At 67.7% G+C, this 19032-nt stretch carries 17 protein-coding genes; 6 read left to right on the top strand and 11 right to left on the bottom strand.

Features of this window, described 5'->3' with window-relative positions:
- The first annotated feature begins 7 nt into the window (after window positions 1-7).
- Window positions 8-307: a hypothetical protein gene (locus EAO78_RS02845; protein WP_122104348.1), complete on the top strand. Its 300-nt coding sequence runs from the start codon at window positions 8-10 to the stop codon at window positions 305-307.
- A gap of 83 nt (window positions 308-390) precedes the next feature.
- Here the strand turns inward: EAO78_RS02845 and EAO78_RS02840 are convergent, their stop codons facing one another.
- The 5 genes from EAO78_RS02840 to EAO78_RS02820 all read right to left on the bottom strand — a co-directional run bounded on the left by EAO78_RS02840 (window position 391) and on the right by EAO78_RS02820 (window position 6462).
- Window positions 391-1524, bottom strand: a complete 1134-nt coding sequence (locus tag EAO78_RS02840) for an ABC transporter ATP-binding protein (RefSeq protein ID WP_122104528.1) — start codon at window positions 1522-1524, stop codon at window positions 391-393.
- Window positions 1514-2752, bottom strand: a complete 1239-nt coding sequence (locus EAO78_RS02835) for an ABC transporter ATP-binding protein (RefSeq protein WP_122104347.1) — start codon at window positions 2750-2752, stop codon at window positions 1514-1516. Before EAO78_RS02835 ends, EAO78_RS02840 begins: the two co-directional genes overlap by 11 nt.
- Window positions 2749-3645 carry an ABC transporter permease gene (locus tag EAO78_RS02830; RefSeq protein WP_122104346.1) on the bottom strand — a complete coding sequence of 299 codons (897 nt, stop codon included), beginning with the start codon at window positions 3643-3645 and terminating at the stop codon, window positions 2749-2751. Before EAO78_RS02830 ends, EAO78_RS02835 begins: the two co-directional genes overlap by 4 nt.
- Window positions 3646-3647: 2 nt before the next feature.
- Window positions 3648-4607 carry an ABC transporter permease gene (locus tag EAO78_RS02825; protein ID WP_122104345.1) on the bottom strand — a complete coding sequence of 320 codons (960 nt, stop codon included), beginning with the start codon at window positions 4605-4607 and terminating at the stop codon, window positions 3648-3650.
- An 82-nt stretch (window positions 4608-4689) separates the two neighbouring features.
- Window positions 4690-6462, bottom strand: coding sequence for an ABC transporter substrate-binding protein (locus EAO78_RS02820; RefSeq protein WP_122104344.1), 1773 nt, complete (start codon window positions 6460-6462; stop codon window positions 4690-4692).
- A gap of 245 nt (window positions 6463-6707) precedes the next feature.
- On the opposite strand from EAO78_RS02820, the gene EAO78_RS02815 reads away from it, so the two are divergent.
- Both EAO78_RS02815 and EAO78_RS02810 read left to right on the top strand, forming a co-directional pair.
- Window positions 6708-8231 carry an amidase gene (locus EAO78_RS02815; RefSeq protein WP_122104343.1) on the top strand — a complete coding sequence of 508 codons (1524 nt, stop codon included), beginning with the start codon at window positions 6708-6710 and terminating at the stop codon, window positions 8229-8231.
- 113 nt (window positions 8232-8344) lie between these two features.
- Window positions 8345-8566: a hypothetical protein gene (locus EAO78_RS02810; protein ID WP_122104342.1), complete on the top strand. Its 222-nt coding sequence runs from the start codon at window positions 8345-8347 to the stop codon at window positions 8564-8566.
- A gap of 79 nt (window positions 8567-8645) precedes the next feature.
- On the opposite strand, the gene EAO78_RS02805 is transcribed toward EAO78_RS02810, so the two are convergent.
- On the bottom strand, window positions 8646-9713 hold the full coding sequence (locus EAO78_RS02805; protein ID WP_122104341.1) for a type II glyceraldehyde-3-phosphate dehydrogenase: 1068 nt from the start codon (window positions 9711-9713) through the stop codon (window positions 8646-8648).
- 205 nt (window positions 9714-9918) lie between these two features.
- On the opposite strand from EAO78_RS02805, the gene EAO78_RS02800 reads away from it, so the two are divergent.
- Window positions 9919-10869 carry an aminopeptidase gene (locus EAO78_RS02800; protein ID WP_122104340.1) on the top strand — a complete coding sequence of 317 codons (951 nt, stop codon included), beginning with the start codon at window positions 9919-9921 and terminating at the stop codon, window positions 10867-10869.
- Window positions 10870-10896: 27 nt separating this feature from the next.
- Here EAO78_RS02800 and EAO78_RS02795 read toward each other — a convergent pair whose 3' ends face one another.
- Window positions 10897-11877 (bottom strand): HVO_0234 family beta-propeller protein, encoded by a 981-nt coding sequence (locus tag EAO78_RS02795; RefSeq protein WP_122104527.1) that lies wholly within the window; start codon window positions 11875-11877, stop codon window positions 10897-10899.
- Window positions 11878-12039: 162 nt separating this feature from the next.
- Here EAO78_RS02795 and EAO78_RS02790 point away from each other — a divergent pair, with 162 nt between their 5' ends.
- The gene (locus EAO78_RS02790; protein WP_122104339.1) at window positions 12040-13023 is read left to right on the top strand and encodes a nucleoside recognition protein; all 984 of its coding nucleotides are present in this window, start codon (window positions 12040-12042) and stop codon (window positions 13021-13023) included.
- A 15-nt stretch (window positions 13024-13038) separates the two neighbouring features.
- Here EAO78_RS02790 and EAO78_RS02785 read toward each other — a convergent pair whose 3' ends face one another.
- On the bottom strand, window positions 13039-14325 hold the full coding sequence (locus EAO78_RS02785; protein WP_122104338.1) for an MFS transporter: 1287 nt from the start codon (window positions 14323-14325) through the stop codon (window positions 13039-13041).
- Between the two features lie 100 nt (window positions 14326-14425).
- Window positions 14426-16573: a catalase/peroxidase HPI gene (gene katG / locus EAO78_RS02780; protein WP_122104337.1), complete on the bottom strand. Its 2148-nt coding sequence runs from the start codon at window positions 16571-16573 to the stop codon at window positions 14426-14428.
- Window positions 16574-16893: 320 nt separating this feature from the next.
- Here katG and EAO78_RS02775 point away from each other — a divergent pair, with 320 nt between their 5' ends.
- A complete protein-coding gene (locus EAO78_RS02775) occupies window positions 16894-18213 on the top strand; it encodes a phosphoribosylglycinamide synthetase C domain-containing protein (protein ID WP_122104336.1) in 1320 nt (439 codons plus the stop codon).
- Here EAO78_RS02775 and EAO78_RS18370 read toward each other — a convergent pair.
- Both EAO78_RS18370 and EAO78_RS02765 read right to left on the bottom strand, forming a co-directional pair.
- Window positions 18155-18424: a cupin domain-containing protein gene (locus tag EAO78_RS18370; RefSeq protein WP_238987610.1), complete on the bottom strand. Its 270-nt coding sequence runs from the start codon at window positions 18422-18424 to the stop codon at window positions 18155-18157. The two genes, EAO78_RS02775 and EAO78_RS18370, sit on opposite strands and share 59 nt — an antisense overlap.
- A gap of 137 nt (window positions 18425-18561) precedes the next feature.
- Window positions 18562-18948: a cupin domain-containing protein gene (locus EAO78_RS02765; RefSeq protein WP_122104526.1), complete on the bottom strand. Its 387-nt coding sequence runs from the start codon at window positions 18946-18948 to the stop codon at window positions 18562-18564.
- Window positions 18949-19032: the final 84 nt, after the last annotated feature.

The raw sequence follows: 19032 nt of genomic DNA, 5'->3' as shown, positions 1-19032 counted from the left end.
CGAGCGCATGGACCGCAAGCGGCTGGAGCGGACGTTGGCCGAGGAGTTCGGAGGGACCGCCGCGGAGCGGCGCGTGGTCGCCCGGGCCGCCAGCGACCTCGCGGACTCCGGGAAACCCTCGACCGACCGCGGCCACGCGCTGAGCGTCCCCGGCGTGGTCCGACACCTCTCGGACGCTCCCGACGGGTCATCGCTCGTCGAACGCTGGAACTGGTGGATGGGCGCGTTGGAGACGGCCTACGGCGGCTACGACTACTTCACCGTCAGGTTCGTCGAGGACGACGAGGAAGCCGGGCTGCGACGGTAGCGGGCGGAACGGCCGATCCGTTCTCGACGGCCGTGTCGAACCGTCGTCGAATCCGACGCGTTCGGGGTCGATCCCGGGGCGTCCTACGACATCGGGTCCTCCCTCGCACGCCGCTCGCTGGACTCGCCTAACCAGTGGCAGGCGATGACGTGTTCGGGGGAGGACTCCCCGCCGGTGGAGATCGCCTCGACGCGTTCGGGTGGTGCCACGGTTCCGGACGCGCCGGCAACGGGCTGCAGTTCGGGGTCGATCTCGGAACACTCGTCCCCGAGATACTCCGGACAGCGGGTTCGGAACCGACAGCCGGAAGGCGGGTCGATCGGACTCGGCGGGTTCCCCTCGAGCAGCGACTCGTTGCGTTTCCGCTTGCCGTCGACTCGTGGAATGGAGTGGAGCAACGCTCGAGTGTACGGGTGTTGCGGGTTGCCGAAGATGTCCCTCTTCTTGCCCCGTTCGACGATCCGACCGAGGTACATCACCGCCACGCGGTCGCTGATGTGTTTGACGACGCTCAGGTCGTGAGCGATGAACACGTACGCGAGCCCGTACTTGTCCTGAAGCCGCTTCATCAGGTTGATGATCTGTGCCTGGACGCTCACGTCGAGCGCGCTCACCGGCTCGTCGGCGACGATCAGGTCCGGCTCGACGGCGAGCGCACGCGCGATCCCGATCCGCTGACGCTGCCCGCCGGAGAACTCGTGCGGATATCGGTCGAGGTGTGACTCCTGGAGTCCCACCTCGTCGAACAGCTCGACGAGCCGGTCCCGCTTGGCCTGGCCGGTCGCGATGTCGTGGACCTCCAGCGGCTTCCCGACGATCTCGCCGGCGGTCTTTCGCGGATTAAGCGACGACATGGGGTCCTGGAAGATGACCTGAACCCGCTTTCTGAGCCGCTTGAGCGCGTCACCGCTCAAGTCCGTGATGTCGTCCCCGTCGAACTCGAGCGTTCCGGCCGACGGGTCGTACAGACGGGAGAGCACGCGGCCGAGCGTCGTCTTCCCGCATCCCGATTCGCCGACGAGTCCGAGCGTCTCCCGTTCGCCGACGGAGAGGTCGACGCCGTCGACCGCCCTGACGTGCGTGGGCTCTCCGAAGAACCGATCGAAGAGCCCCGTCTCCGTCTGGAAGTACTTCTCGATCCCCGTCGCACGAAGCAACGGTTCCTCGTCGGCCGGTTCGGCAGTCGTTCCGGTCGTCCCGGGAGAGTCAGTACTCACCGTGATCACCTCCGTTCTCGGCGTCCGCAGCGGGAGACGGTCGACTTCCCCCGTCCGCACGCGCGCTCGCGTCGGCCGTCGGGGAGACGCCTCCGTCCGCGTCACGGGCCGATTCCGCCTCGATCCGTCGTTCGAGCGCCGCGACGGCCTCGTCGGGTACCGATTCGACGTGACCCGAGTCGTCGACCTCGACGTGTTCGTTCTCCCGGTGACACCGAACCGTGTGGGTCTCCAGAGCCGATCCCTCGATCTCGTACTCGACGAGCGGCCGATCACAGAGCTCGAAGGCGTAGTCACATCGGTCCCGGAACGGGCAGCCGGACGGCTTGTCGATCAGGTCCGGGACCGTCCCCTCGATGACGCTGAGCCACTCGCGTTCGTCGGCGATCCGTGGGATACTCGCCAGAAGCCCCTCGGTGTACGGGTGATGCGGGTCCTCGAAGATGTCGTTGACGTGGCCCGTCTCCATGAACTCCGAGGCGTACATCACGGCGACCCGGTCACAGGTCTCCCTGACGACGCCGAGGTCGTGGGTGATGAGCAGCACCGAGATGCCGAACTCCTCGCTCAACTCGAGGATCTCGTTGAGTATCTGTGCCTCGATGCTCACGTCCAGCGCCGTGGTCGGTTCGTCGGCGATGATGAGGGAGGGATCCCCCGCGAGCGCCTGCGCGATGACGACGCGCTGACGCATTCCGCCGGAGAGCTGGTGGGGGTATTCGGTCGCCCGCTTTTCGGGCTCGGGGATTCCGACCGTCTCCAACAGCTCCACGGCCCGCTGCCAGGACCGGCTCCCTTCGGAGGTCCCCGTGACGTACTTCCGTCGCATCTCGCTCCAGAACCCGGTGCGTTCGCCGACGTCACCGTGGTGACGGACGACCTCGGCGATCTGCTCGCCGATCGTCATCACCGGATTCAGGCTGGTCATCGGGTCCTGGAAGATCATGCTGATCTCCCCACCGCGGATCGATCGCATCTCGGATTCACTCACCGAGAGCAGGTCGGTGCCTTTGAACCGCACTTCGTCCGCTTCGACGGTCCCCGCGTCATCGAGGAGTCGCATCACCGACAGGGCCGTGACGCTCTTTCCCGACCCGGACTCGCCGACGACGCCGAACACTTCGCCCTCCTCGATCTGGAAGGTGATGTCGTCCACCGCGGTGAGTCTTCCCTGTCCGGTTTCGAAGGACGTCGTGAGTCCGCGGACGTCCAACAGCGGATCTGTCATTCGCTATCCACCTCCCGAACGTCGAAGGCGTCGCGTAACGCGTCGCCGAAGAGGTTTATTCCGAGCACGGTGATCATGATCAGCACTCCGGGGAGGATCGATATCCACCACGCCTGCGTGATGAAGTCCCGACCCTGACCCAGCAGTGACCCCCACGTCGGCGTCGACGGCTTCACGCCGAGCCCGAGGAACGAGAGCGTCGCCTCCGCGAGCATGGCGCGGGCCACGAGCACCGTGAACTGGACGATGATCGGGGCGACGGTGTTCGGAAACACCTCCTCGAAGATGATCTCGAGGTCGCCGAGTCCGACGCTTTCGGCGGCGAGCATGTACTCCTCCTCACGGATGGAGAGGACTTCTCCACGGGTTATCCGTGCGAAGTCGTCGATGTACGCGAAGCCGACCGCGATGATGACGTTCCACACCCCCTGCCCGAATATCGAGACGAGCATGATGGCGATGAGGAGCCACGGGAACGCCCACATCACGTCGACGCTCCGCATCAGGAGGTCGTCGACCCAGCCGCCGTAGAAGCCGGCGACCAGTCCCAGGAGGACGCCCGTGATCGCCCCAAAGAGGACCGCACCTAACCCGACTCCGAGGCTGATGCGTGCGCCGTACATCAGTCGTGAGAGCAGGTCGCGGCCGAACGAGTCGGTCCCGAGCGGCGTTTCACTCGACAGCGCCGGAGCCTGGAGCGGCGCGAAGTCCTGTGCCATGGGATCGTACGGGGCCAACTCCGGGGCGAAGATCGCCGCGAGAAGGAACAGCGTGACGATGACCACCCCGATCTTGGCCTTCAGATCGCGTCGAACCGTGTTGACGAACTGTTCGACGAGGTCCGTACGGACGCCGAATATCCTGCCGCCCTCGGTGTCGAAACGGCTCGACACGGTCAGTCACCACCGCCGTATTTGATCCGTGGATTTATCATGGTATACAGGAGGTCGACGACGATGTTCGCGAGCACGAACACGAACGCGATGAGCAGCACCGTCCCCTGGATCAGCGGGAAGTCCCGCCGGTTTATCGACCCGATGAGGAGTCGACCGAGGCCGCGGATCCCGAAGACGATCTCGACGGCGACCACGCCGCCGAGCACGACGGCGAGGAAGATCCCCGCGAGCGTGACGACCGGGATCAGCGCGTTCTGCAGCCCGTGTTTGAACAGCACCAGGTTGGAGCTCAATCCCTTCGCGCGTGCGGTCCGCATGTAGTCCTCGTTGAGCACCTCCAGCATCGAGGAGCGCATCATCCGCATCAGGATCCCGCCGTACGGGAAGCCGACCGCGAACGACGGGAGAAGTATGGACCGGAACCAGGGACTTATCCCCTCGTCTATCGGCGTGTACCCGAACGTCGGGATGGATTCGACGTTGACCCCGATCACGAGGACGAGAACGATGCCGATCCAGAACGCCGGCATGCTGATCCCGAAGAACGCGATCGTCGTCGACAGGTAGTCTTCGATCTCGTATCGTTTGACCGCGCTGATGATCCCCGTCGGGATGGCGATCACGAGGGCGATCACCATGCCGAGTGCCGCGATGCTCAGCGTGGGGCCCGCGACCTGAACGATCGACCCGAGGACGGGTTCACCGGTACGGATCGATTCGCCGAGGTCCCCGGTCAGGAGACGGCGGAGCCAGCGGAAATACTGGATGTACAGGGGTTGATTCAGCCCCAACTCCGCGCGGAGCGCCTCGAGCGTGGCCGTGTCCACGTCCCCGCCGAGCATCAACCGCGCCGGATCTCCGGGGATCGAGCGGACGGCGGCGAACACCACCGTCACGACGAACAACATCACGAACACCGAGTGAACCAGCCGCTTGAGTAGGTACTCCCTTAACCCCATACGTGATCGTCCTCCGGATCGGATCCGATGGCCTCCCCAGTCACGACGCTGACGTGAGCTGTCGGCGGGTGTCGCACGCTACTCACTCCATCGAGGCTGTGTGGAAGTTGCTCAGTCCCGCCTGGGTCCCGACTCCCGAGAGACCGCTGCCGAGCGCCTTCGGGTTGAGCGGGAACACCGTGGGGATGAACGGTACGTCCTCCACGAACTTCGCGTTGACGTCCTGGTACACCTCGGCGCGCTCCTCGAGGTCCGGCGTCGCGTTCGCCTCGTTGAGCAGTTCGCTGTACTCCTCGTTGAAGTAGAGCGAACGTTGCCACGCACCCTCGGTCGTCTCCTCGTTCGGATAGCCGAGCTGTTTGAAGTCCGACATCCACGGGTCGACGTCGGCCGCACCGCCGTACGCGGTCAGGAGCTGTTCGTACCGGTAGGTGTTGTCCCAGTAGGAGGACTGCTGTTGGATGTCGAGTTCGACCTCGATCCCGACGTCGCTGAGCTGGTCCTGGACGACGGTGAGTTCGCGCTCGTCCTCCGGGAGCGCGAGGATCGAGGCTTCGATCCGCGGGTCACCGGTATACCCGGCCTCGTCGAGCAGCTCCTCGGCGCGTTCGGGGTCGCTGTAGAGTCCCGGATCGGGCTCGTCTCCCCCGAGAGCGTCGTAGAGCCAGCCGATCGCCGGATTGTACAGCGTGTGAGCCGGCGCGGCGTAGCCGAACCACGCCCGCTCGACGATCTCCTCCCGATCGATGGCCAGCGAGATCGCCTCTCGAACGCGCGGGTCCGACGTCGGGATGTCCTCGCCGTTCCACATGTCGGTCGGGTCCTCGCCGAGACCGCTGATCCACCGAACCATTTCCTCGTGGTCGGCGGGGTTCGTACAGAGCGGCGCGATGCCGGTCCACTCGCCCGAACTCGCCGTCTGGATCGTGATGTTTCCGGCTCCCTCCGCCTGCTGGGCGAACTCGCCGGTGAGGATGTTCGCGTAGTCGACCTCGCCGCCCTGGAGGGCGGACCACATCGTGCTCGGTTCCGGGATCAGCTCGATGTCGATCCCGTCGAGGTAGGGCAGTTGGTTGCCGTCCTCGTCGGTCTCCCAGTAGTCGTCGTAGGCGTCGAGGGTGAGCGACTCGCCGGCGGTCCGGTCGGTGAGCTCGAACGGACCGCTGCCGATCGGCATCCTCGCGTACTCGTCGGGGTCGTCCGCGGCGCTCTCGTGGACGATGGTCCCCGCGCGGCCGGGACCGCGGAGCATGAAGGAGACGAACGGCGCGTACGGTTCCGTGAGGTTGATCGTCAGCTCCAGACCGTCCGCCTCGATGGAGTCGACGTTCGATACCTTTCCGGTGTGCGGGGAGGTGTCCATGTCGGCCAGCCGTTCCAGGGACCACTTGACCGCCTCGGCGTCGAGGGTGTCCCCGTTGTGGAACGTGATCCCTTCCTCGAGTTCGAACACGTACGTCGACTCGTCGGGAAGCGACCAGTCAGCCGCCGCGTCCCCGACGATCTGGACGTCCTCGTCGAGTTTCAACAGCCCGTTGAAGAGGTTCGAGTGGATCTCGATCTGGATCCCCAGGTCGACCATGTGCGGGTCGAGGAACTCGATCTCGTCCGTGAGCCACCCGGCGCTTACCCGTCCGCCAGTGGAGCCGCTACTCCCTCCGTCATCGTCGCTCGACCCGCTTCCGTCGTCACCGCTACCCCCGTCGTCACCGCTACCCCCGTCGTCTCCGCCGCCGCCGTCTCCCCCGAGACAGCCGGCGGTCGCCGCGATCCCCGACGCGCCGAGCAGTTTCATCGTCGTCCGCCGATCTATCTTCGGCCCCTCCAGATCCGCTCTGTCTATGTTTTCGGTCATTGTCGACAACTCGCATGATCAGGCCAGCAGTTCAAAAATCTATGGACAGGTGAATGGTAGGTCATAGTGTAACTCGGGTATGGCATAATACACCAATACTAAACATAGATATATTAGAAAAATACCATTAGAGAATACGCCCGTTCTCGAGGAGGTTCTTGAACCTCGATCGTGTGGTGGCTGCTGGCGATCGGACGGCAAACCGGCGAAAACACTATCCGTACTCGATCAGTCCCCTTCAGGGGATGGACGACCGAACGAACGACGGCGACTTCGACGTGCTCGAGGCGACCGTCGGCGAGATACACGCGGCGTTCGAGGCGGAGGCGCTGACCGCGGAGGAACTGGTCGAGACCTACCTCGATCGGATCGCGGAACACGCGGACGCGCTCAACGCGATCCTGACGGTGAACGGGAAGGCGATCGAACGCGCCAGCGAGCTGGACGAACGGTACGCGGCCGACGGACCGGTCGGCCCGCTCCACGGGATCCCGACGGTCATCAAGGACAACCACGACACGGCGGACATGCCGACGACGGCGGGCTCCGAACTCTTCGCGGAGTTCGGTCCCGACGACGACGCGTTCGTCGTCGAGCGGCTCCGGGAGGCGGGCGCGGTGATCCTCGCGAAGGCGAACCTCCAGGAGCTCTCCTTCGGGGTTGACTCCGTGAGCTCGCTCGGCGGCGAGACGCGGAACCCCTACGCGCCCGACCGCCGGCCGTCGGGCTCCAGCGGCGGGACCGCCGCGGCGGTCGCGAGCAACCTCGCGGCGGTCGGGACGGGGACGGACACCTGCTCGTCGGTCCGGTCGCCCCCGGCGTTCACGAACCTCGTCGGGGTACGTCCCACGCGGGGGCTGGTGAGCCGCACCGGGATCGTCCCGCTCTCGGCGACACAGGACACCGCGGGACCGATCACCCGGACCGTCGCCGACGCGGCGCGGACGCTCGAGGCGATGGTCGGATACGACCCCGAGGACCCCGTCACGGCGCTCGGCGTCGGCGAGGTGCCGGAGGACGGCTACGCGTCACACCTCGATCCCGACGGCCTCGAGGGCGCACGGATCGGGGTCCTCCGCGACCTCTTCGAGGTGTCGGATCCGGGGAACCCGGCGGCGGACACGGGCGAGGCGGTCGTCTCCACGATCGAATCGGCGATGGCGGAACTGGAGGCGGCGGGAGCCACCCTCGTCGACCCCGTCGAGGTCGTGGACGAGGAGTTCCTCGACTCCGCGCGGGTCGTCGGCAAGGAGTTCGAGCGGGACTACGACGCGTATCTGGCGGCACACGAGGGGACCCCCGTCGACTCGCTGCGGGAGCTGGCCGAGAGCGGGACGATGGCTCCGAGCGTCGAGGAGCGCGTGCTCGAGGGCGGGATCCTCGACGTGGACGTCGACGGCCTGGACGACGACCTCGAGTACCAGCGGGCGCTCGCGAGGCGCGAGACGATCCGGGTGGAGACGGTGAATCGGCTGATTGCGGACGACCTCGACGCGCTGTTGTACCCACCCTCCATGGCGCTTCCCGTCGAGATGCCCGAACACCAGCCCTTCTCGGAGATGCGGTGTGAGCTGTCGGCACACACGGGGCTCCCGTCGATCGTGTTGCGCGCCGGATTCGCCGACGCGAGCGGCGATGACGGGAACGAGGAGCTCCCGGTCGGCTTCGAGCTCCTCGGCCGTCCGTTCGACGAGCCCCGGCTCCTCGAACTCGCGTACGCGTACGAACAGGCGACGGGACACCGTCGACCGCCCGAGCGGTTCGCGTAGCGGGGTCGTCCGTCGTACGCCTTTTCGGCCCCTCACCGGGGCTCCGTCCTTCACTTTCAGTTTCACTCCGCGGTTGGCTCGGTTATAGGGGCGTTCCGGTCGTCGGTACGAGTATGAGCGTGTCACTGGAGGACCGACCGCGATACGCGGCGCCGACGCGCGTGGACGTCACGGAGTGTCGAACCGACCGCATCGCGGATCGGATCCGATCGAACCGGGTCGCCGGCGGAGAGGTTCACCTGGAACGCCGAGGCGGCCGGACGTACCTCGTGGCGACGCCGACCGACGGGGAGTCGTCGCGGTATCGGGTTGAAGCATCTCGCGGTAACGGTTGAACCGTCTCGCGGTAACGAACGGAAACGCGTCGTGGGTACGGGAGCCGAGAGCTCGCCGACGATTCGGTCCGTGGCCGGATCAGTCGTCCGCGGTGATCGGGTCGCGGGCGTCGTCGCCGGTCGAGAGCAGGCTCTCCAACCCGACGCCGAGGGCCTCGTCGGTGCGCTCCACCGATTCCGACGCGGAGAGGTCCGTGGTCAGCGCGCGGATCGCGTCGACGTTCTCGGGGACCACGTCCGCCTCCTGGTGGACGTTCTCGAAGAGGTACAGGTCGCGACCGGAGACGTTTATCGACTCCTCCCAGACGCAGTTCTCCCAGAGGTCGCCGCGGGGCCGACCGCGGTCCATCGCGTACTCCTTCAGCTTCCCCGCCCCGTCGATGCCGGCCGCCTCGGGGATCTGGAAGATCCGGGACTCCCCGGCGAGGAGCTCGCGGACCGCCTCCGTCGTCGGCGTCTCGCGGAGCGTGACGTTGACGCTGTGGGTGTGCATCGTGGTCACCGGGGCCTTCAGCGCGGCCGTGTCGACGGCGACGCCCGGCAGGACGGTGTTCACGTCCGGGCCGTGGTGTGAGGGTACCGTCGTCGGGTCCGGAACGACGTCGTTTATCGGGCCGCGCTCGGTCTCGCTCGGGTCGCCGCCGCGACGGACCAGCGTGACCCGGGCCTTCTCGATCCCGTACGTCTCCTCCAGCGGCGCGAGGAGGCGGGCGAGCCCCGTGGTGTTACACGAGACCACGCGAAGCGAGTCGGCCTCGCGACCCGCCTCGAAGCTCGTCCGGGCGTTGAACGAGGCGTCGGCCACGTCGGCGTCCTCGCCGCCCTGGAAGATCGCGGGCGTGTCGCGGGCCGCGTAGATCGAGCGGTTCCGCGCGCCGATCCCGGACGGGGTACAGTCGACGATCACGTCGACGGAGTCGAGCAGATCCGTGAGGGTTCCGGCGATCCCGACGCCGGCGTCGTCGAACGCGGCCGCGCGGTCCGATATCGCGGCGTAGAGGTCGTATCCTTGGCGGATAGCCGCCTCGGCCTCGTAGTTCGGTTTCGTCTTCGTGACGCCGACGAGTTCCATGTCGGGCTGGGTCGCGACCGCGTCCGCGACGCGTTTCCCGATCGTCCCGTAGCCGTTCACGCCCACGCGTATCATATCTTTACGTCCGCCACGGCACACTATAATTGTTTCGAGGTTTTTTTATAGAAATTAACTACGCCGTGAGTAACGACTCCGTTAATTCGGAGCGATATGAGCTTACAACCTTGTTCCGTAACTGAGTAATAATAGAATATTCGGCCGCGTTCGGAATCGATCCGGGATGACAAGGACTAACGCTCGCGACGACCCACGGCGTGACATGGACGATCCCCTCGCGGAGGCGGCACGTACCGCCATCGATCAGTGTCTGGACGTCGGCGCGGACGAGTCGGTCGTCGTCGTCACCGACGACGAGCGCGCGCCGATCGGCGAGGCGCTGTACGCGGCCGCGACCGCCGCCACCGACGACGCGACGCTCCTCCGGTATCCGCCGAGCGAGCAGCACGGGACCGAACCGCCCGCCCCCGTCGCGGCCGCGATGGCCGAAAGCGACGTCTTCTGTGCGCCGACGACGAAGAGTCTGAGCCACACCCGCGCCCGCGGGGCCGCCTGCGAGGCCGGCTCGCGCGGCGCGACGCTCCCGGGGATCACGGAGGACGTGTTCACAACCGGGCTCGACGCGGACTACGCCGCCATCGACGCCGCCTGCGATCGGGTGCTGGACGCGGTCGGCGACGCCGAGGAGGTCCGCGTCACGTCGCCGGCGGGGACCGACGTCACGTTCGGGATCGGCGACCGCGAGTGGCTCACGGACACGGGCATGGTCCACGAGCCCGGCGACTTCTCGAACCTGCCCGCCGGCGAGGTGTTCGTCGCGCCCGAGACCGCGACCGGGACCTACGTCGTCGACGGGACGATGATGCCCCACGGGCTGCTCGAGGACGGCCGCGAGCTCGCCTTCGAGGTCGAGGACGGCCTCGTCACCTCGATCTCGGACGACGCGATCCGCGCCGACGTCGAGGCGGCCGCCGAGGCGGTCGGCGACGCCGCCTACAACCTCGCGGAGCTCGGCATCGGCACCAACGTCGGCGTCGAGGAGCTGGTCGGCTCCGTCCTCCTCGACGAGAAGGCCGCGGGAACGGTCCACGTCGCCATCGGCGATAACGCCGGGATCGGCGGCGAGACCGACGCCCCGCTCCACCTCGATGGGATCCTCCGCGACCCCACCGTCTACGCCGACGGCGAGGAGATCGAGCTACCGAGCCCCTGAACCGGGCCGCTTCCGCCGTTCACCGATCTATCCGCCGGTTCCTTCCACGACCGCCAGCGCGACGCCCGCGACCCCGCGGACGCCGATGGCCTGGTGTCGCCAGCCGTCGCCCGCGTTGACACACAGCGTCCCGGCGTCGGTGACGACGACGGAGAGCCCCGGGCCGTATCCGAGCGCGACCGGCCGCTCGTCGACCGGGAGGGGGGCCACGCGCCACGCGTCGGCGTCCCAGCCGATGCCGGCCGCGGCGTCCGTGACGTCCGTGACGTCACGCACGAGCAACTCGTCGTCGACGGCCGCGAGGGCGTGGCCGTCACCGTCGGCCGCGACCGCCGTCGCATCCCCCTCGTTGGCCGACATCCAGCCGTTCCCGAGCCAGTAGAGCCCCGCGGGCGTCGCCGCCAGCGGGACCCCCGCGCCGGCGACGTCGCGGGCGTCGTCGAGCCCGACGGGTTCGAGGGTCGGGGCGCCCCCGGCGGCCCCTCCGCCCATGACCCGGTGAACCCCGTCGGCTGCCGCCACCAGCGGGCCGTCGACTGCCCTCGGATCGTCGACGCTCCCGATCCGGGTCGGCTCCGACGGGGATCCGTCGCCCTCGGCGTCCTCGGCGTCCACGTCACCGTCGCCGCCGACTCGGATCCGGTGAACTTCGCCAGCCCCGTCGGCCGCGAGGAACTCGCCGTCGTGGACGCCGACCGCGACCGTGGGCCCGATCCCGACGGGAGAGAACGCCGAGCCGTCGACGCCGTCGCGGTCGGCGTCGATCGGGGCGACGAGGAGGTCGTCGTCGGTCGCGACCGCGAGGCGGTCCGGGTCGTCCGTCCGCGCGAGGACCGCCACGTCGCGGGCGGGGTCGCGGGCGGCCAGCTCGAACCCGCCGACCTTGTCGCCGGAGATCGCGACCCGGACGACGCCGGTCCCGGTCGCGACGTAGGCGTCCGTGCGGCCCGCGGAGCCCGCGTACACGCGCTTCTCCTCGATCGAGATGTCGTCCTCGGCGGGTGCCATCTCGAGGGGGTTCACGCCCGGCGGACATAAGCCCCGCGTGGCTCGCCCGCCGCGTCGTCCCGGTTCCACGGCCACGTCGTCGACCTCGATCCGGCGCCGGCGACTCCGATCCGGCGCTCCCGATCCGACGGCCATTTGGCCGCACGCGGCGTACCGGGTCGCGTGCAACCGGTCGTCGCCGAGCTCCTCGGGCTGTTCGCCGAGGTCCTCCCGCGGCTCGCGCGGATCTCCGCGTTCATCGCCGCCGGCGTGTTCGTCGCCAACGTCGCCGTCGCGTTCGGGCTGATACGGTACGTGGCCGGGCTTTCCGGATATCTCACGCGTCCCGCGAACCTCCCCGACGAGGTCGGTACCGCGATCCTCACGACCGCGGCGTCGACCACCGCCGGGTACGCCACGCTCGCGGAGTACCGTGAATCGGGACTGCTCGACGACCGCGCGACGCTCGTCGCCGTGGTCATCAACACGTTCTTCGGGTTCGTCCAGCACGTGTTCACCTACTACGTCCCGGTCCTGATCCCGATCCTCGGAGCGACCACGGGCGTTCTCTACGTCTCCGCGCGCGCCGGCATCGCGCTCGCTATCACGGTCACGGGGGTGCTCCTCGGCGGACTCCTCGTCTCGGAGCGGAACGTCGACCGTTCGGCGCTCGCCGACGTCGACGCCGCCGGGCCCGACGAGGACGACCGGACCCACACCGAGCGCGTCCGCGAGGCCGCGGCGAAGTCGTGGTCGACGCTCCGCCGGATCGTTCCCCGACTGGCGGTCGTGTACACGCTCGTGGTCGCGTTCGTCACCGCCTACGACGTGGAGTCGCTGACCGCGGTCGCGGGGCCGCTCACGGAGGCGATCGGGCTGCCGAGCGCGGCCGTTCCCGTGATCGCGGTGTACACTCTCGACACGACCGCCGGGGCGGTCGCCATCCAGCCGCTCCTGGGGACGACGTTCACCCCCCGGACCGCGGTCGCGACCCTGCTCATCGGCGGAATCTTATCGTTCGCGGTCTCGACGTTCCGGCGTTCGATCCCGTTCCAGTACGGGATCTGGGGCGCCTCCTTCGGCACGAAGGTGATCGCGGTCAACACGGCGCTGAAGCTCCTCTTCATCTCGCTTTCCGTCGCGCTGCTCCTCGTCCCGACGTGGTGAGAGGAGCGAGCGATATCACTCCGCGGTCGCCGCCGCCTCCGGTCCGGCCCGGATCCCGTCGCGGTAGCGGGCGACGATCGCGACCGTCGCGACCGCGGCGAGTACGGCGAAGGCGCCGACGAGGGTGAACGTCGCGCGGTAGCCGCTCGACTCGATGAGCGCACCGAAGAGCGGCGGCGCGACCGTGTTGCCGATCATGATCCCGATCGTCACGACCGCGAAGTTCCGCCCGATGTCGCTCCGCGCCGACAGCAGGTCGGCGAGCTTGTCCCTGGCGGGCAGACCGAGGCTCCCGAGGCTGCCGGCGAGCACGCCGATCCCGACCGCGACGATCGGCGGGGCGAGCTCGGACGCCAGCGCGAAGACGGCGACGCCGACGAGCAGGTAGGCGACCGCGAGGATCGTCCCCGGTCGGAACCGGTCGGCCAACACCCCGCCGGCGAGTATCAGTGCCGCACCCGCGATGAACATCGCCGTCAGCGAGAGGCTCGCGACCCCGGAGGCGACGCCGTAGCCGTTCTCCAAGAACACCACGAGGTACGAGGAGACGCCCCAGAACGCCGTCGAGGAGAGCAGTGCGACCACGCCGAGCCCGAGGATCGGTCGCGACGCGCCGAGCGCGCGGAGCTCCTCGCGGACGCGGGCGAGACGGGAACCGGCCTCCGTACGCGCGTCGTCGGCCTCCGGGTTCGGCCGCGTCACCTCGTCGCTCACGTGGATGGCGAGCACGTAGCAGGCGATCGCGCCGTACACGGCGCCGACGACGGCGATGAGCCCGAACGCGTGTCGCCAGGTCGCGCCCGGCAACGACGTGACGCCGAGGATGACCACGGGCGGGGCGGCGAAGCCGAGGTTGCCGGCGAAGCCGTGGGCGCTGTAGGCCTTCCCGCGGAGGTCGGAACTGCTGGCGTCCGAGAGCAGCGGGAAGTGAGACGGGTGGTGGCCGGCGATGCCCGCCCCCAGCACCGCCTGCCCGACGAGGAGCACCTCGAAGGTGGGCGCGACGGCGAGGATCCCCGCGCCGAGCGCGCCGAGCCCGAGACAGAGCGCGAGGGTGATGACGCGGTCGTAGTTGTCCGAGAGGTAGCCGTACGGCAGCTGTAAGGCGGTGTTGACGAACGCCTGGACGCCCATCGCGATCCCCAACGCGGCCAGCCCCACGTCGAAGTCGGCGGCCAGCGTCGCCAGGATCGGCGGGAACAACACGAGGTACAGGTGGTTCACGACGTGCGAACCGCTCACGAGTCCGACCACGAGGGCCGTCTCACGCGGAACAGAATCGAACCCCAGGCGCTCGAACATCTACCGGTCCATCGTGAGATCCGGGGAAAACGGTGTGTCAATCGGCCGGCGTTGCCGAGGAGTGCGTTTCGAGGCTACGGACTCCTCCGGGGGTCGATCCTCACTCGAGGTCGAATCGGTCGAGCTTCATGACCTTGCTCCACGCGTCGGCGAACTCCCGAACGAACTTCTCCTCGCCGTCCTCGGCACCGTAGACCTCGGTGACGGCGCGGAGGCGGGAGTTCGATCCGAAGATCAGGTCGAACCGCGTCGCCGTCCAGTCGACCTCGCCGGTCTCGCGGTCGCGGAGCTCGAAGACCTCCTCGTCCTCGTCGACGGGCTCCCAGTCGCGGTCGAAGTCGAGCAGGTTGACGAAGAAGTCGTTCGTCAGCGTCCCCGGCTCGTCGGTGAACACGCCGCGGTCGGAGCCGTCGTAGTTCGCGTCGAGGACGCGCATGCCGCCGACGAGCACCGTCATCTCGGGGACGGTCAGCCGCAGCAGTTCGGCCGTGTCGACCAGTTCCTCCTCGGGCTCGTGGGGCAGGTCCTCGCCGAGGTAGTTGCGGAAGCCGTCGGCGTCGGGTTCGAGCACCTCGAAGGACTCCTCGTCGGTCTCCTCCGGCGTGGCGTCGACGCGTCCCGGCTCGAACGGGACGTCGACGTCGTACCCGGCGTCCGCCGCGGCCTGCTCGACGGCGAGGTTGCCACCGAGGACGATCAGGTCGGCGAGAGACACTCGCACGTCGTCGTTCCGCGAGTCGTTGAACTCCGCCTGGATCTCCTCGTAGGTCCCAAGGACGGACTCGAGCCGGTCGGGGTCGTTGACCTCCCAGCTCCGCTGGGGCTCGAGGCGGATCCGCGCGCCGTTCGCGCCGCCGCGCTTGTCGCTGTGGCGGAACGTCGACGCGGACGCCCACGCGGTCTTCACCCGCTCGGAGACCGAGAGGTCCGAATCGGCGATGAGCCCCTCGAGTTCGGCGATCTCCGAGTCGCCGACGACGTCGTAGTCGGCGTCGGGAAGCGGGTCCTGCCAGATCATCGTCTCCTCGGGGACCTCGGGGCCGAGGAACCGCTCCGGCGGGCCCATGTCGCGGTGGATGAGCTTGTACCACGCCCGAGCGAACGACTCCTGGAACTCGTCGGGGTCGTCGCGGAACTCCTCCAAGACCGCCCGGAAGTCGGGGTCGTGTTTCAGCGCGACGTCCGTCGTCAGCATCATCACGTCCTCCTTGTCCGCGGGGTCCTGAACGCCGGGGGCGGCGCCGTCGAGCTCGTCGTTCTTCGTGGTCCACTGCCACGCGCCGCCGGGGCCCTTCTCCGGCTCCCACTCGTAGCTGAGCAGGTTGTTGACGTAGCTCAGGTCCCACGAGGTCGGCGTGGCGTTCCACGGGCCCTCGATGCCGCTGGTGATCGTGTCGGGACCCTTCCCCTCGCCGAACTCGTTGTCCCAACCGAGTCCCTGCAGATCGATCGGGGCGTCCTCGGGCTCCGGTCCGAGGTTGTCGCCGGAGTCGGCGCCGTGGACCTTTCCGAAGGTGTGACCGCCGGCGATGAGCGCGACCGTCTCCTTGTCGTCCATCGCCATGTGGCTGAAGGTGTCGCGGATGTTCGCCGCGGACCCCTCCAGGTCGGGCTCGCCGTTCGGCCCCTCCGGGTTCACGTAGATGAGGCCCATGACGGTGTTCCCGAGCTCGTCGTCGAGGCGTCCGCCCTCGTCGAAGCGCTCCGCCGAGGTCGACTCCCACTCGTCCTCGGGGCCCCAGTCGACGGCGTCGTCGGGCTTGAAGTCGTCCTCGCGGCCGCCGGCGAAGCCGAACGTCTCGAAGCCCATCGACTCCAGGGCGACGTTCCCGGTGAGAACGATCAGGTCGCCCCACGAGAGCTTCCGACCGTACTTCCGTTTGACCGGCCAGAGCAGTCGCCGCGCCTTGTCGAGGTTGACGTTGTCCGGCCAGCTGTTGAGCGGCGGGAGCCGCTGTCGCCCGCCGGCCGCGCCGCCGCGCCCGTCGTGCGTCCGGTACGTGCCGGCGCTGTGCCACGCCATCCGGATGAAGAGCGGCCCGTAGTGGCCGTAGTCGGCCGGCCACCAGTCCTGTGACGTCGTCATTACCTCCTCGATGTCGGCCTTCACCGCGTCGAGGTCGAGCTCCTCGAACGCTTCGGCGTAATCGAACTCCTCGTCGAGCGGTCCGGCGTTGCCGGCGTGCTCGTCGAGGACGTCGAGGTCCAGTTGGTTCGGCCACCACTCTCGAGTTGTCTTCTGAGACATCAGGTTCGCTCCGATATTCCGTTACCTCGAATAAAAAGGTGTCCACTTCGGTGGCAAAAAGCCGGTTAAAACAACCTATATTCGTACAGTATAAACATATATTTCACAACCGCGAAAACGGCGAACGTTTTTTTACTATTCGTCGTGCCATCGGTCGACGGACCGAGCACGGTCAGCGGACGCTTCCGCGCCGGACGGTCGTCGCGAGGGTCCCCGTACCGGACGGTCGTCGTGAGTCGATCGATCCGTCCCTCGCACCCGGGATCGTCGGATCTCCGTGGCGGGCACACACTCAAGGTCCCGAGGCTGGATACGGGGACATGGACACCGAGCGTTTCCTGTTCGTCTCCGCGGACGCCGCGTTGATCACCGACCTCGCGTGGCAGGTCCACCGTGAGGGCCACGACGTGAAGTACTACATCGAGGCCGAAAGCGACCAGGAGATCGGGGACGGCTTCGTGCCCAAAACCGATGATTGGCGCGCGGAGGTCGAGTGGGCCGACGTCATCGTTTTCGACGACGTCTGGGTGGGATCGGATGTTGGGACGGGCGAACTCGCACAGGAACTCCGCGAGCAGGGGAAGGCCGTCGTCGGCGGTACGCCGAACACCGATCACCTCGAGGAGGACCGCGGCTACGCGATGGAGGTCCTCGAGGAGCACGGCGTCAACACCGTCGAACATCACGTCTTCAACGACTTCGATGCGGGCATCCAGCACGTCCAGGAGAACCCGGCCCCGTACGTCATCAAGCCGCTCGGCGAGGTTCAGAACGTCAAACGACTGCTCTACGTCGGGAACGAGGACGACGGGAGCGACGTCGTAGACGTCCTCCGCGCCTACAAGAAGGCGTGGGGACATCGCATGAAGGGGTTCCAGCTCCAACGGAAAGTCCAAGGCGTCGAGGTCGCCATCTGCGGGTTCTTCAACGGCGAGGAGTTCATTGATCAAGTCAATTTCAACTTCGAGCACAAGAAGTTGTTCCCCGGAAACATCGGTCCACAGACCGGTGAGATGGGAACGTCGATGTTCTGGGCAGCCCAGAACAAACTGTTTCAGGAGACGTTCGGCAAGCTGGAGGGCTGGCTCGCCGACGAGGGGTACGTGGGAAGCATCGACATCAACTGCATCGTCAACGAGAACGGGATCTATCCGTTGGAGTTCACGCCGCGGTTCGGGTACCCGACGATCGCGCTGCAGGAGGAGTCGATCGAGTCGTCCACCGGCGAGTTCTTCTCCGACCTCGCACACGGCAACGAGCCCGACGTCGAGGTCCACAACGGGTACCAGATCGGCATTCGGATCGTCCTTCCGCCGTTCCCGTTCGACGACGACAAGACGTACGACGAGAACTCCCGGAACGCAGCGGTGGTCTTCGAGACGGAGAGTCGTGAGGGGATCCATCTCGAAGACGCGAAGAAGGTCGACGGGCAGTGGCGCGTCGCCGGCGGTAACGGAATGCCCATCGTCGTGACCGGGAAGGGTGACACGATGCAGGCCGCGCGGGAGCAGGCGTACGACCGGATCGACGACATCGTCATGCCGAACATGTACTACCGTGACGACATCGGGGAACGGTGGATCAACGGAGACGGCGACCGCCTCCAGGCGTGGGGGTACCTCGGCCCGGGCGACGGATAGACTCGGCCCGGACGGCAGGGGAGTCACCCCGGACGACGAGGCGAGTCACCCGTCCGAGCGCTTCGCGAGGACGACGAGCACGGTCGCCGACTCGGTCGCACGCGGCGAGATCTCGCGTGCGCCGTCGAACCGGGGCGACGTCGCCGGCGGACAGCTCGTGCGTCCCGTCGCCGACGTCCAACTCGACGGTTCCGTCGGTCACGTGGAACACGATCTCCCGATCGGGATGGGTATGTGGCGCGACCGACTCGCCCGCGTCGAGCGTGAGACGGATCGTCCGTGGTTCGGCGTCCGGAAAGACGACGGCGTGCGGCGTTCCATCGAGATCCGAGAGCGACCTGACGGTCGTCACGCTTCGCCTCCGCGCGGGTCGAACTCGCCGCGGCGTATCCCCTCGCGGACCGGACCGTGTTCCGCGTCGGTCGGCGGCGGCGCGGTGACGAGGAGCGCCTCGAAACGCTCGCCGTCGTCCGCTCTGACGCCGCGTTCGGTCCCCGCCTCCACGACGACCACGTCTCCGGGTTCCACTCGGTGATCGGTCCCGCCCTCCCGGACGGTCCCCGACCCGGTTCGGACCGTGACCGCCACGTCGCTGTCGGGGGCGTGAACCGGGATGAACTGCCCCGGCTCGAAGTAGCCGCAGACGACCTTCATCCGGTCGCTTCGGAACACCCCGCTCGTCGTGAACCGCTCGTCGTCGTAGCGTCGCTCGGCGTGGATGTCGGTCGCGGGCACGTCACTCACCCCTCTCGGCGGACGAGTCGCGGTGCTCCGTGGCGTACGGGAAGTGCGAGTCGGCGTCGACGTCCGAGACGAGCG

The organism is Halobellus captivus (genome assembly GCF_003697845.1).
GTDB classification, from domain to species: Archaea; Halobacteriota; Halobacteria; order Halobacteriales; family Haloferacaceae; genus Halorubrum; species Halorubrum glutamatedens.
Note: the sequence above shows the minus strand (reverse complement) of the source record. Positions and strands in the feature narration are given on the sequence as shown.